Consider the following 13,057-nt stretch of genomic DNA (forward strand, 5'->3'; position numbering starts at 1 on the left):
CCCCCGGGAAACCGGGGGCTTTGCGTATCAGGCCGAAACCATAGCGCCGCTTCCCTCGTAACAGGCCGAGGGAACAAAGCGGCCGTCCGAGAGGTCCATGGTCTGGACCGCTCGTCATACGCCGAGGGTTCCAAAGCAATCCTCATCGCCTGTTCGTCTGGAGAGGATTTCGGAACCCCGACGCCCTGTCCGCCCCCGTAGGGAATACGCCCGCGGGATGAGAAAGAAGCAAAAATGTTCGATATCAAACGCAAGACGATCGAGTGGGGCGGCAAGACGCTGACCCTCGAAACCGGCCGCATGGCCCGTCAAGCCGATGGCGCGGTCCTGGCCACCTATGGCGAGACCATGGTCCTGGCGACCGCCGTCTACGCCAAGAGCGCCAAGCCCGGTCAGGACTTCTTCCCGCTGACCGTCAACTACCAGGAAAAATTCTACGCCGCGGGCAAGATCCCCGGCTCCTTCCCCCGTCGCGAAGGCGCGCCGAGCCAGAAGGAAACCCTGACCTCCCGCCTGATCGACCGTCCGATCCGCCCGCTGTTCGTCAAGGGCTTCAAGAACGAAGTCCAGGTGGTGACCACGGTTCTGGCCCACGACCTCGAGAACGACCCGGACATCGTCGCCATGGTCGCGGCCTCGGCTGCCCTGGTGATCTCCGGCGCTCCGTTCATGGGCCCCATCGGCGCGGCCCGCGTAGGCTACATCAACGGCGAGTACGTGCTGAACCCGACGCTCGACGAGCAGAAGGAATCGGCCATGGACCTGGTCGTCGCCTCGACCAGCGACGCCGTGATGATGGTGGAATCGGAAATCCAGGAACTCAGCGAAGATGAGGTCCTGAAGGGCGTCATGTTCGCCCACAACGGCATCCAGCCGGTGATCGAGGCGATTATCGAGCTGGCCGAGCACGCCGCCAAGGAACCCTTCGAATTCGTTCCGGAAGACACCGACGCCATCAAGGCGGAAGTGAAGAAGCTGATCGGCAAGGACCTGGCTGCGGCCTACAAGATCGTCGCCAAGGGCCCGCGCCACGACGCGGTCTCGGCCGCCAAGGCCAAGGCCACCGAACAGTTCGGGAAGTCCGACGAGAACCCGGCCGGCATCGCGCCCGACAAGCTCGGCTCGGTCTTCAAGGAACTGGAAGCCGACGTCGTGCGCCGCAACATCCTGGACACCGGCATCCGTATCGACGGCCGCACCGTCGACAAGGTTCGGCAGATCGTCTCGGAAGTCGGCGTCCTGCCGCGCGCCCACGGCTCGGCCCTGTTCACCCGCGGTGAAACCCAGGCCCTGGTGGTCGCCACCCTGGGCACCGGCGACGACGAGCAACTGATCGACGCCCTCGAAGGCAAGTACTTCGAGAAGTTCATGCTGCACTACAACTTCCCGCCCTTCTCGGTCGGGGAAACGGGCCGCATGGGCGCTCCGGGGCGCCGCGAGGTCGGTCACGGCAAGCTGGCCTGGCGGGCCATCCGCCCGATGCTGCCGAAGAACGAGGACTTCCCCTACACGATCCGCCTGGTCTCCGAGATCCTGGAGTCCAACGGTTCGTCCTCGATGGCCTCGGTCTGCGGTTCCTCGCTGGCCCTGATGGACGCGGGCGTTCCGCTGAAGAAGCCGGTCTCCGGCATCGCCATGGGTCTGATCCTCGAGGACGACGGCTTCGCGGTCCTGTCGGACATCCTGGGTGACGAAGACCACCTGGGCGACATGGACTTCAAGGTCGCCGGCACCGAAGACGGCATCACCTCGCTGCAGATGGACATCAAGATCGCCGGCATCACCGAGGCGATCATGAAGCAGGCGCTCGAGCAGGCTAACGCCGGCCGCAAGCACATCCTCGGCGAAATGGCCAAGGCCATGGAAGCGCCCCGCGCTGAGCTGGGCGAGTTCGCGCCGAAGATCGAGACCATGAAGATCGCGGTCGACAAGATCCGCGAAGTCATCGGTTCGGGCGGCAAGGTCATCCGCGAGATCGTCGAGAAGACCGGCGCCAAGGTCGACATCGCCGACGACGGCACCATCAAGATCGCCGCCGCCGAGCAGGCCAAGATCGACGCCGCCCGCGAGTGGATCAAGTCGATCGCCTCGGAACCGGAAATCGGCGCGATCTATACCGGCAAGGTCGTGAAGGTCGTCGACTTCGGCGCCTTCGTGAACTTCTTCGGCGCGAAGGACGGCCTCGTCCACGTGTCGCAGATCTCGAACGAGCGAGTCGCGAAGGTCTCGGACGTCCTGCAGGAAGGTCAGAGCGTGAAGGTGAAGCTCCTGGGCTTCGACGATCGCGGCAAGACCCGCCTGTCCATGAAGGTCGTCGACCAGGAGACCGGCGAAGACCTTTCGAAGAAGGACGAGCCGGCGGCTGAGGAAGCCTAAGGCTCACGCCCTTTACGGGTCGATTGCAGGGCGGTCGCGGCGACGCGGCCGCCCTTTTCGTTTAGCCTTCGCGCCATGTGCAACGAGTTCCAGCGCCACAAGCTGTTGCAGGATGCGATCGAGGAGTTCGATCGCCGAGGGCTGCCGCTGTTCCGCTGGAAGGACGGGCGGATCTCCAACAAGCTCGAGGCACAGCCCTCGATCCGCATCCGCGACAGCGCCTTCGTCGTGCGCCTGGCCGGGGAGGCCCTGGAGGGCGAGGACATGACCTGGGCCTGGCCGGGGCCGCGGGGCGCGCCAGTGTTCAACTTCCGGTCAGAGGGGCGTGACTTCTCCCGGAGCGATCGGGTGCTGGTCCTGGCGGACGGATTCTTCGAGTACACGGCGCCCCAAAAGGCGGGCGTGAAGCTCAAGGATCGGCACCTTTTCTGCCGAAACTTCCAGGAATGGTTCTGGATAGCCGGAATCGTGAGGGAGGGATGCTTCTCTCTGCTGACGACCGAGCCCGGTCCGGACCTTGCGGGCTACCACGATCGGCAGATCGTCACCTTTACGCCCGAGGACGGCATGAACTGGCTGATGGCGCCGTCGCCAGCCCTGTTCGCACCGCCGCCGGCCGGGACCTTCAAGGCCCGCACCCTGCGCCGCGACGGGGTCGAGCTTACCGCCTAGAGCACGATGCGATCAGACGGAATCGTCTGATCGTTGAATCGTGCTCTAGATTCAAAGGTTTGAGCGCGTTCTGATCGCAAAACCGGTTTCCACTTCTGCGGAACGCGCTCTAGGCATCGACCCGCCGTTCCAGCACGTCCCTTATGGCCGCGCCCAGTTGCTCGGCGCGGAACGGCTTGCGGAGCAGGGGCCATCGCAGGTCCGCCGCCCCCTGACCGAGGCGGTCGCCGGCATAGCCGCTGGTCAGCAGGATCGGCAGCTCCGGATCGCGGTTCTGGGCGGCCTCGGCCAACTCCACCCCGCTCATCCCGCCGGGCATGACGATGTCGGAGATCAGGAGGTCGAAGGTCTCATTGGCCTGCAGCCGGCGCAGGGCGGTGCGCGCGTCGGGCGCGCCCTCCACTTGGCAACCGAAGTCGCAGAGCAGGCCTTCGACCACGGCGCGGACCGCCGCATCGTCCTCGACCAGCAACACCCGGGTTCCGGTGGCCAGACCCGAGCGATCCATGTCGGGCGGCGCGGCCTCGATGACCGCGGGGGCCATGACGGCCGGGAGATACAGCGAGACCGTCGTGCCGAAACCGACGGAGGAGTCGATCGTGGCCACGCCGCCCACCTGTTGCACGAAGCCGTAGACCTGGGCGAGGCCGAGCCCCGTGCCCTTGCCGACGTCCTTGGTCGTGAAGAAGGGCTCGAAGGCGCGTTGCAGGGTTTCCGGCGACATGCCCGCGCCGTTGTCGGAGACCGAGACCATGACATAATCGCCCGCGGCGGCTCCTGGGACGGCGCCTGCGGGGACGTTGCGGCGCTCCAGGGCGATCTCCACGTGGCCGCCCGACGACGGCGCGGCGTCCGAGGCGTTGACGACCAGGTTCAGCAGGGCCGCCTCGAACTGGGCGGCGTCGAGCCGGCTGGCCCCCACATCGCCTTCGCACCGGATGGTGAGCGCAACCGCCTCGCCGACGGCGCGGCGGATCAGGGGGTCGATCTGGTCGATCAGGTCGGCCAGCCGCACCACCTCCAGCGTCAGCTCCTGGCGGCGCGAAAAGGCCAGGAGCTGGCGCGTCAGCCGCTCGCCCCGACGGCCCGCCGCCAAGGCGGCCTCGGCCAGACGCGTGACCCGGGCCGGGTTGTTCGGATGCTGCAGGATCATGTCCAGCCCGCCGATCACGACGGTCAGGAGATTGTTAAAATCGTGCGCCACCCCGCCGGTCAGCCGCCCGACGGTCTCCAGCCGCTGGGCCTGGGCGAGGGCGGCCTCGGCCTCGGCCCGCTCGGCCAGGCTGCGCTCCAGCGCCTGGGAGCGCTCGGCGAAGCGGGTTTCCAGATCTTCCCGCGCCTCGACGATCTCGGTCACGTCGCTGCTGGTGCCGAACCAGCGGCGCACCTCGCCGTTGTCGTTGCGCACGGCGGAGGCGCGGGCGCTCACCCAGCGCCAGACCCCGTCGCGGCGGCGCAGGCGATAGTCGATGTTGTAGGGCAGGCCGCCGGCCACCGCCTGGCTCCAGGCTTCGGCCGCCGCGTCGCGATCCTCCGGATGCACTGCATCGAGCCAGCCATCGCCGTAGTGCTGCTCGGCGGGCAGGCCGGTGAAGGCCAGCCACTGCGGGCTGAGATAGTCGCAATGGCCGTCCGACCGGCACGACCAGATGAGCTGGGGCAGGCTGTCGACCAGGGCGCGGATCTGCGCCTCTCCGGCCCTCAGCGCGTTCTCGGACGTCCGCTGGGCGGTCACGTCCCGCAAGGCGACGGTCACGCGGCCGTCGGCGCGCATGGCGCTGGAGCGAAGGTAGAGCTCCTGGCCGTCGACCAGGTGTCGCATCTCCATCTCGTCCGGAGCGCCGTCACGCAGCACGGCGGCAAAGCGGCGCAGCATGTCCCGGCCGACCTGGTTGGGGAACACATCGAGCAGCCGTTTTCCCACGAGGTCCGAGGTCGCGGCCGAGGCCATGCGCTCGGCGGTCGGGTTGGCGTAGGTCCAGCGGAAGTCGGTGATCTCGCCGCCTGATCCTATCGGCTCCAGGACCATCAGCCCGTCCATGGGCTGATGCTGGAAGATGGCGAACCGTTCCTCGGCGGCCAGCCCGCGCAGCACCGCCAGACGGATCGCCCGGCCGATGAAGACGGTGGCCGCGGCGGTCACGGCGAACATCAGCACCGGCGTGACGTCGCCAAGGCCTGTCCAGAGCAGGGTGACGGCGATCGCGCTGAGCCCGCTGGCGAGCAGGCCGCCCCTGGCGCCCGCCACGAGGGTCGCGAAAAGCACGGCGGGGTAGAAGAGCATGAAGTTGGGCGGCGCGGGGATCACCAGGCCCGCCGCGAGCCGCAGCAGGACGGCCGCGCCTACCGCTCCGAGGGCGGTGGCATAGGCGACCAGCGGTCGCTTGGTCGTGGTTGCGAAACGCTGCGCCCACCGTCCCATCATGGCGCCATACAGCCCCCCGAAAGTTCCGGATAATACGGAACCCTCAAAACGCCGGCAGGTAAAGCGTCACGATAAACACGAAGGGCCGCCGATGTCGGCGGCCCTCTTGAAATGCATCAATCGCGACGACCCTAGCGCGGGGCCATGCGGATGGCGCCGTCGAGGCGGACGTCCTCGCCGTTGAAATAGCCGTTGGTGATCATCTCCAGGGCGAGGGAAGCATAATCCTCCGCATTGCCGAGGCGCTTGGGGAAGGGGACCGAGGCGGCCAGGGCTTCCTTCACCTGCGGGGGGGCGGCGTTCATCAGCGGGGTGTTGAAGATGCCCGGGAGGATGGTGTTGACGCGGATGCCGTCGCCGGAGAGGTCGCGGGCGATGGGCAGGGTCATGCCGACCACGCCGCCCTTGGAGGCCGAATAGGCGGCCTGGCCCATCTGGCCGTCCTCAGCCGCGACCGAGGCGGTGTTGACGATGGCGCCGCGCTCGCCGTCTTCCAGCGGGGGCAGGTCCAGCATGCCCTTCGCCGACTTGGCGATGCAGCGGAAGGTCCCGACCAGGTTGATCTGGATGATCAGGTTGAAGGCGTCGAGCGGGAAGTGCTTGGTCTCGCCGGTCTGCCGGTCGCGGCTGGCGGTCTTGATGGCGTTTCCGGTGCCGGCGCAATTCACCAGGATGCGCTCCTGGCCGTTAGCGGCGCGGGCCTTGGCGAAGGCTGCGTCAACTTCTTCCTCGGAGGTGACGTTGACCTTGCAGAAGACGCCGCCCACTTCCTTGGCCACGGCTTCGCCCTTGGCCTCGTTCATATCGAAGATGGCGACCTTCACCCCTTGCGCGGCCAGCGCGCGGACGGTGGCTTCGCCCAGGCCCGAGGCGCCGCCGGTGACGACCGCGGAAATGGAGGAATCGAGTTTCATGGACGCTTGGCTCCCGTTCACGTCTAATGCGGACTTGTTGTCCGAGGCTTTAGCCTGATGAGCGCCGACTCTAAAGTGTCACCCCACGTCAACGGCCAGGCTTTCGACGCGAGCGAGGCGATCGATCCGTCGCGCGCTCTGGTCCCTGCGGTGGCGCGGGTGAACGAGCAGCGGGTGGCCCGCGGCTTCTGGCCGAAGATCCGCAAGGTGGCGACCAAGATCCCCTTCGCCGACGACGCCCTGTCGGTGTGGTTCTGCGCCAGGGACCCGGAGACGCCGACCCGGGCCAAGGCGCTGATGATGGCGGGCCTGGCCTATTTCGTCCTGCCCACCGACGCCATACCGGACGTCCTGGCGGTGGTCGGCTTCACGGATGACGCGGCGGTGTTCGCCGCCCTGATGGCGGTGGTCGGCCGCAACCTGCGGCCTCGCCACAAGCTGGCGGCCAAGCGGCTGCTGAAGCAGATCGCGCAGGAAGAGTAGGGGTCGCCCCCTCCCTTTGACGGGATTGAAGCTAACCGCGGTTGGTCATGGCTGGGCGCGCTCGCGCGGCCGGGGATGACGATCCTTGGAGGGGGAGTTCGCCGAAACCGTCGCCGGGAGGCCCCTCAGTCGCCTTTGCCGACAGTTCCCCCAACGGGGGAGCATCTGATGAGTTTTCCCGTCAGGACTGGGCCGGCGTCATGTCGCCCAAGATCGTCGCGAAGGGCGAGGTGGCGGTGGGGTCCCAGGAATGGCGGCCGCCGACCGTGATGCCGCCGTCGACCACGAGGTGGGTTCCGGAGACGAAGGCGGCGGCGTCGGAGGCAAGATAGAGGGCCGCCTGGGCGATGTCGCCGGGCAGGCCGGCCTTGGGCACGGGCTGGGCCTCGGCGGCGTTCTCGACGATGCGGGCGGCCATCTGGTCGGCGACCTCGCGCGGCAGGCCGACAGAGGCGCCGAAGATCGAGGTGGCGATCAGGCCCGGGCAGATGGCGTTGACGCGGATTTTCTGGGGCGAGAGCTGGGCCGCGGCGACCCGGCTCATATGGATGACGCCGGCCTTGGCGGTGGAATAGGCGATCGGCCCGAAGCCCGCCTGCAGGCCGGCGATCGACGCGGTGTTGATGATCGAGCCGCCGCCGCGTTCCAGCATCAGCGGCACGGCGTGCTTCATGCCCAGCGCCGGGCCGCGGACCAGGATGTCGAAGATCCAGCTCCAGCCGTCGGCGGTGATCTCCGGGATGGAGCTCATCCGGTCGGAGATGCCGGCGTTGTTGAAGAGGATGTCGAGGCCGCCGAACTCGCTCTTGGCCTTGGCCAGCGCCGCGGCGATCTGGGCCTCGTCGGTGACGTCGCAATGGGCGTAGGCGACCTTGCCGGGGAAGCGCTTTTCGAGGATCGCGCCCTTCTCGTCCTGGATGTCGGCGGCGACGACCTTGGCGCCCTCCGCCACGAAGAGCTCGACCGTTCCCAGCCCGATCCCCGACACCCCGCCGGTGATCACCGCCACCTTGCCGTCCAGACGCCCCGCCATTTACCGCTCCCTATGTTTATATGATCGGCGATCACTAGAGCAGCATCCGATCCGATTGTATCGGGCGCTGCTCCAGTTTCTTTGAGGTGGTCGCGTTTTCTTCGCCGAACCGGCGGCCACTCCGGCGGAAAACGCTCCGAGCGGGGCTTTTTGACCTAGTCGATGGTCACGACCACCTTGCCCATGGCCTTGCGGCTGCCGAGGTGGGCGATGGCGTCGCCGCCGCGTTCGAGCGGGAAGCGCTCGGAGACGTGGGGCTTCACCTTGCCGTCGAGATAGAGCTTCATCAGTTCGTCGACGCTCTTGGCGAACAGCTTGGGATTGCGCGCCACCCAGGTGCCCCAGAACACGCCGACGATCTCGCAGCCCTTCAGCAGGGTGAGGTTCAGCGGGATCCTCGGGATATCGCCGGCCGCGAAGCCGATGACCAGATAGCGGCCTTCCCAGGCGATGGAGCGCAGGGCCGGCTCGGCGTAGTCGCCGCCGATGGCGTCATAGATCACGTCGAAGCCGTGCTCGCCGCCGGCCTCCTTGAAGAGCGCGCCCAGGGCCTTCTGGCCGTCCTTGTCGAACGGGCCGCGGCCATAGACGACGCCGGCGTCGGCGCCGTGGGCGATGGCGAGGTCGACCTTCTCCTGGCTGGAGCAGGCGGCCACCACGCGGGCGCCCATGGCCTTGCCGAGCTCCACGGCCGCCAGGCCGACGCCGCCGGCCGCGCCGAGCACCAGCAGGGTCTCGCCGGGCTTCATCCGCGCACGGTCGGTCAGGGCGTGATAGCTGGTGCCGTAGGTGAGGATGAACGCCGCGGCGATGTCATGCGGCATGGCGTCGGGGATGTGCCACAGGCGATCGGCCGGCAGGAGGATCTCCTCGGCCATGCCGCCCTGGCCGGTGTTCGCGAGAATCCGGTCGCCGACCTTGACGTTGGTGACGCCCTCGCCGACCGACTTGACCACGCCCGAAAGCTCGCCGCCGGGCGAGAAGGGGCGGGGCGGCTTGCCCTGGTACTTGTCCTCGATCATCAGGACGTCGGGGAAGTTCACCCCCACCGCCTTGACCGAGACCACCGCGTAGCCGGGCTTCACTTGCGGCGCGGGAATGTCCTCAACCACCAGGGTTTCGGGTCCGCCGACCACCTTGCTGAGCACCGCCTTCATGTCGCTCTCTCCCGCGCCTGAACTTCTATTGGGCGCGGACGCTAGCGCAGGGCCGTTGCAGGCGGAAGGGCGGTTCGAACATTTGTTTGAGCCGCCGGTCTTGCTCAGGCCCCGCCGCTCTCGCGATCGTCGGCCCTGGCCGTGCGGCGGTTTTCGCGGTCCTTCTGCGCCTGCCAGTAGGCCGCGCCCTCGTCCGGCTTGAACATGGTGCGGGGCGCGCCATCGCGTGTGGCGACGGCGAAGACGTTGTCCTTGGGATCGTAGAACAGCACGTCGCCATTGGCGCGGGTCAGGCGCTCGGTTCCCTGCGGCGGCGCTTCGATGAAGGCGTGAGCCTTGCGGATGAAGTCGTCGAGGTTCTTCGCGCCGAAGGCCTCGCCGTTGCGCTCGAAGGCCCGCCGGGCGTTCTCCTCGGCGGTCCCGCGGCGGCTGGCCGACCAGATGGGCTTGCCGTCCAGTTCGCGGACCGGGGCCGCTTCGCGGTCGCGGCGCGAACTCTCCGACGGGGCGGCGGAGGCGAAGCTGCGCGGGGTCTCCGCGGCGGGCTCGTCCTTCCTGGCGACGGCGGACGGCCGTTCGCAGGCGGCCAGGATCAGGGCGAGGCCCAGGCTCAACGCAATCTTACACCTAGCCACGGTTCTCTCCCTCTCACGGCCAAGCTTTGGAACAAATTAAGAACTAAACCGGCGGTTTGTCCAGGCCGCTTGTTTGGCCTATGACCAGCGGACCGGAATGGGAGGGCTCCAGGCCTTGTCGCAAAAGCGGATTCTGCTGATCGTCGGGGGCGGGATCGCCGCCTACAAGGCGCTGGAACTGACGAGATTGCTGCGCAAGGCCGGCGTCGGGGTGCGACCGATCCTGACCGCCGCCGGGGCGCAGTTCGTGACGCCGCTGTCGCTGTCGGCGCTGGCCGAGGACAAGGTCTATTCCGAGCTCTTCTCGCTGACCGACGAGGCGGAGATGGGGCACATCGAGCTGTCGCGCTCTGCCGACCTGGTGGTGGTGGCGCCGGCGACGGCCGACCTGATGGCCAAGGCGGCGAACGGGCACGCCAGCGACCTGGCCTCGACCACGATCCTGGCGACCGACAAGCCGGTGCTGATGGCGCCGGCCATGAACGTGCGGATGTGGGAGCACCCGGCCACCCGCCGCAACCTGGCGACCCTGAAGGGCGACGGGGTGCTGTTCGTCGGGCCCGACGAGGGGGCGATGGCCTGCGGCGAATTCGGCTTCGGGCGGATGGCCGAGCCGCCGGCGATCTTCGCGGCGATCATGGCGGCCCTGGAAGGCCCGGCGGCGCGGCCGCTGGCCGGCAAGCGGGCGATCGTCACCGCCGGACCCACCGCCGAGCCGATCGACCCGGTGCGGCTGCTGACCAACCGCTCCAGCGGCAAGCAGGGCTTTGCGATCGCCAAGGCGCTGGCGGACCTGGGCGCGGAGGTGACCCTGGTCGCCGGCCCGGTGGCGCTGGCCACGCCCGTGGGCGTGAGGCGCGTGGACGTTGAGACGGCCCGCGAGATGCTGGCCGCCTGCGAGGCCGCCTTGCCGGCCGACATCGCCGTCTGCGTGGCGGCGGTCTCCGACTGGCGGCCGGAAACCGAGGCCGGGAGCAAGATGAAGAAAGGGGCGGACGGCCCGCCGGCCATCACCCTGGTCGAGAACCCGGACATCCTGGCGACGCTGTCGCGCTCGGACCGGCGGCCGAAGCTGGTGGTGGGCTTCGCCGCCGAGACCAACGACGTCGAAGACTACGCCAAGGCCAAGCTGGCCAGGAAGGGCTGTGACTGGATCGTCGCCAACGACGTCAGCGTGGCCGGGACCATGGGCGGCGACGACAACGCCGTCGCCATCGTCACCGCCGCGGGCATCGAGCGCTGGGAGCGGACGCCCAAGTCGGAGGTGGCCCGCAAGCTCGCCGAGCGGATGGCCCGGGCCCTCTCCTAGGCCTTATTTCTGCGCGGCGAGGAAGGCGACGACGGCGGCCCTCTGGGCCGGATCGCCAGGCATGCCGACCATCATCGTGGTGCCCGGGACAACCGCGGCGGGCTTGGCGATGTAGGCGTCGAGCCTGGCCGCGTCCCAGACGATGCCGGATTTCTTCATGGCGGCGGAATAGGAAAAGCCCGGGACGGTCCCGGCCTTGCGCCCGATCATGCCGGCGAGCGGAGGCCCCATCTTGGCCGCGCCGCCGGGCGCGATCGCATGGCAGGTTCCGCAGCGCTGATTGAAGAGCGTCTCGCCCTGGCTGGGCGCCGCGGCGGCCGCGCCGGCCAGCGCCATCAGCGAAACCGCGGGAACGACGGCGATCCAGGGGCGGCGAACGCGGTGCGACATGAAAGGTCTCCTCACTCTGAAAGCACTAGCCGAACGTCCCCCGAGGCGACTTGTCGGAGATTTTCGCCGGTTCGTCACCGGACTTCTCGTCGAGGCAGCGAAGGCGACAGGCGTTGACGGCGCCTGCCCGCGCCCCGCAAAACCGCATCCATGAACCGAGGAACGGCCGACAGATGCTGATGCCCGCGCCCGATCCGGCCCTGCTGGCGCGGCGCGCGGAGTTCGTCGCCGCCCTGCGCGCCATCATGCCCGGCGAGGGCGTGATCGACGAGGACGCCGAGCTGGCGGCCTACGAGTGCGACGGGCTGACCGCCTATCGCCAGCGGCCGATGATCGTGGTGCTGCCCGAGACGGTGGAGCAGGTGAGCCGGGTGCTGGCCTATTGCCACGGGGTCGGGCTGAAGGTGGTGCCGCGGGGCGCGGGCACCTCGCTGTCGGGCGGCTCGCTGCCGCTGGCCGACGGGGTGATCCTCGGCCTGGGCAAGTTCAACCGAATCCTCGAGGTCGACTACGAGAACCGGTGCGCAGTGGTGCAGCCGGGGGTCAGCAACCTGGCGGTCACCCATGCGGTGGCGGGCGAGGGGTTCTATTACGCGCCGGACCCCTCGAGCCAGATCGCCTGCTCGATCGGCGGCAACGTCGCCGAGAACGCCGGCGGGGTGCATTGCCTGAAATATGGCATGACCACCAACAACCTGCTGGGCGTGGAGCTGGTGCTGATCGACGGCACGGTCATGCGCCTGGGCGGCAAGCACCTGGACCCGGAGGGCCTGGACCTGCTCGGCGTGGTCTGCGGGTCGGAGGGGCTGCTGGGCGTGGTCACCGAGGTCACGGTCCGCATCCTGCAGGCGCCGGAGACCCAGCGCGCCTTGCTGATGGGCTTTCAGGAGGTGGAGGCGGCGGGCGCCTGCGTGGCCGCCGTCATCGCCGCCGGGATCATTCCGGCCGGCATGGAGATGATGGACCGGCTGGCGATCCAGGCCGCCGAGGCGTTCGTGCGGGTCGGCTACCCCTTGGACGTCGAGGCGCTGCTGATCATCGAGCTGGACGGGCCGCCGGCCGAGGTCGATCACCTGATCGAGGTGGTGCGCGGGATCGGCGATGGCTGCGGCGCGAGCTATCTGCGGGTCTCGATGAACGAGGACGAGCGGCGCGGCTTCTGGGCCGGGCGCAAGGCCGCCTTCCCGGCGGTGGGGCGGATCTCGCCGGACTATTACTGCATGGACGGGACCATTCCGCGCGGAACCCTGCCCAAGGTGCTGCGGCGCATGGGCGAGCTGTCGGAGAGCTACGGCCTGCGGATCGCCAACGTCTTCCATGCCGGCGACGGCAACCTGCATCCGCTGATCCTCTACGACGCCGACAAGCCGGGCGAACTGCATCGCGCCGAGGAGCTGGGGGCGGCGATCCTGACCCTTTGCGTGGAGGTCGGCGGGGTGCTGACCGGCGAGCATGGTGTCGGGGTCGAGAAGCGCGACCTGATGGAGGTGCAGTTCGGGCCGGCCGACCTGGACCAGCAGCAGCGGCTGAAGTGCGCCTTCGACGAGGACGGGTTGCTCAATCCCGGTAAGGTGTTCCCCAAGCTGTGCCGCTGCGCCGAGCTGGGCCGGGTGCACATCCACGGCGGCCAGGTCCGCTTTCCCGAACTCGAGCGGTTTTGAGC

11 protein-coding genes are annotated in these 13,057 nt (G+C 68.4%); 5 read left to right on the plus strand and 6 right to left on the minus strand.

The features are described from left to right. Positions 1–234 precede the first annotated feature (234 nt). Together pnp and ABID41_RS08975 are read left to right on the plus strand one after the other, a co-directional pair. The gene (pnp, locus tag ABID41_RS08970) at positions 235–2,376 is read left to right on the plus strand and encodes a polyribonucleotide nucleotidyltransferase (protein WP_331932605.1); all 2,142 of its coding nucleotides are present in this window, start codon (positions 235–237) and stop codon (positions 2,374–2,376) included. Positions 2,377–2,451: 75 nt separating this feature from the next. Beyond that, a complete protein-coding gene (locus ABID41_RS08975; RefSeq protein ID WP_331932606.1) occupies positions 2,452–3,048 on the plus strand; it encodes an SOS response-associated peptidase family protein in 597 nt (198 codons plus the stop codon). Between the two features lie 109 nt (positions 3,049–3,157). Here the strand turns inward: ABID41_RS08975 and ABID41_RS08980 are convergent, their stop codons facing one another. Both ABID41_RS08980 and ABID41_RS08985 read right to left on the minus strand, forming a co-directional pair. Beyond that, positions 3,158–5,473 (minus strand): PAS domain-containing protein, encoded by a 2,316-nt coding sequence (locus ABID41_RS08980; protein WP_354297439.1) that lies wholly within the window; start codon positions 5,471–5,473, stop codon positions 3,158–3,160. 131 nt (positions 5,474–5,604) lie between these two features. Further along, positions 5,605–6,387, minus strand: coding sequence for an SDR family NAD(P)-dependent oxidoreductase (locus ABID41_RS08985; RefSeq protein ID WP_331928429.1), 783 nt, complete (start codon positions 6,385–6,387; stop codon positions 5,605–5,607). A 57-nt stretch (positions 6,388–6,444) separates the two neighbouring features. On the opposite strand from ABID41_RS08985, the gene ABID41_RS08990 reads away from it, so the two are divergent. Further along, a complete protein-coding gene (locus tag ABID41_RS08990; protein ID WP_331928427.1) occupies positions 6,445–6,870 on the plus strand; it encodes a YkvA family protein in 426 nt (141 codons plus the stop codon). A gap of 181 nt (positions 6,871–7,051) precedes the next feature. Here the strand turns inward: ABID41_RS08990 and ABID41_RS08995 are convergent, their stop codons facing one another. The 3 genes from ABID41_RS08995 to ABID41_RS09005 form a co-directional block, all read right to left on the minus strand. Beyond that, complete coding sequence (locus tag ABID41_RS08995; protein ID WP_331928425.1) at positions 7,052–7,903, minus strand: SDR family NAD(P)-dependent oxidoreductase; 852 nt, start codon at positions 7,901–7,903, stop codon at positions 7,052–7,054. A gap of 155 nt (positions 7,904–8,058) precedes the next feature. Next, the gene (locus ABID41_RS09000; protein WP_354297440.1) at positions 8,059–9,060 is read right to left on the minus strand and encodes an NADPH:quinone oxidoreductase family protein; all 1,002 of its coding nucleotides are present in this window, start codon (positions 9,058–9,060) and stop codon (positions 8,059–8,061) included. 104 nt (positions 9,061–9,164) lie between these two features. After that, positions 9,165–9,695, minus strand: coding sequence for a hypothetical protein (locus ABID41_RS09005; protein ID WP_331930179.1), 531 nt, complete (start codon positions 9,693–9,695; stop codon positions 9,165–9,167). A 115-nt stretch (positions 9,696–9,810) separates the two neighbouring features. On the opposite strand from ABID41_RS09005, the gene coaBC reads away from it, so the two are divergent. Next, a complete protein-coding gene (gene coaBC / locus ABID41_RS09010) occupies positions 9,811–11,004 on the plus strand; it encodes a bifunctional phosphopantothenoylcysteine decarboxylase/phosphopantothenate--cysteine ligase CoaBC (protein WP_354297441.1) in 1,194 nt (397 codons plus the stop codon). A 3-nt stretch (positions 11,005–11,007) separates the two neighbouring features. On the opposite strand, the gene ABID41_RS09015 is transcribed toward coaBC, so the two are convergent. Beyond that, positions 11,008–11,394, minus strand: coding sequence for a c-type cytochrome (locus tag ABID41_RS09015; protein ID WP_331931976.1), 387 nt, complete (start codon positions 11,392–11,394; stop codon positions 11,008–11,010). Positions 11,395–11,567: 173 nt separating this feature from the next. Between ABID41_RS09015 and ABID41_RS09020 the strand changes: the two genes are divergently transcribed. Further along, a complete protein-coding gene (locus ABID41_RS09020; protein WP_331931977.1) occupies positions 11,568–13,055 on the plus strand; it encodes an FAD-linked oxidase C-terminal domain-containing protein in 1,488 nt (495 codons plus the stop codon). The last annotated feature ends 2 nt before the right edge of the window (positions 13,056–13,057 follow it).

It is taken from the genome of Phenylobacterium koreense (genome assembly GCF_040545335.1).
Classification (GTDB): Bacteria; Pseudomonadota; Alphaproteobacteria; order Caulobacterales; family Caulobacteraceae; genus Phenylobacterium; species Phenylobacterium koreense.

Excerpts from the sequence above, each read along its gene's own strand:
- ABID41_RS08975 (WP_331932606.1), top strand. The coding sequence starts at position 2,452 with ATGTGCAACGAGTTCCAGCGCCACAAGCTGTTGCAGGATGCGATCGAG.
- ABID41_RS09000 (WP_354297440.1), bottom strand. The coding sequence starts at position 9,060 with ATGAAGGCGGTGCTCAGCAAGGTGGTCGGCGGACCCGAAACCCTGGTG.
- ABID41_RS08980 (WP_354297439.1), bottom strand. The coding sequence starts at position 5,473 with ATGATGGGACGGTGGGCGCAGCGTTTCGCAACCACGACCAAGCGACCG.
- ABID41_RS08990 (WP_331928427.1), top strand. The coding sequence starts at position 6,445 with ATGAGCGCCGACTCTAAAGTGTCACCCCACGTCAACGGCCAGGCTTTC.
- ABID41_RS08985 (WP_331928429.1), bottom strand. The coding sequence starts at position 6,387 with ATGAAACTCGATTCCTCCATTTCCGCGGTCGTCACCGGCGGCGCCTCG.
- pnp (WP_331932605.1), top strand. The coding sequence starts at position 235 with ATGTTCGATATCAAACGCAAGACGATCGAGTGGGGCGGCAAGACGCTG.
- ABID41_RS08995 (WP_331928425.1), bottom strand. The coding sequence starts at position 7,903 with ATGGCGGGGCGTCTGGACGGCAAGGTGGCGGTGATCACCGGCGGGGTG.
- ABID41_RS09020 (WP_331931977.1), top strand. The coding sequence starts at position 11,568 with ATGCTGATGCCCGCGCCCGATCCGGCCCTGCTGGCGCGGCGCGCGGAG.
- ABID41_RS09015 (WP_331931976.1), bottom strand. The coding sequence starts at position 11,394 with ATGTCGCACCGCGTTCGCCGCCCCTGGATCGCCGTCGTTCCCGCGGTT.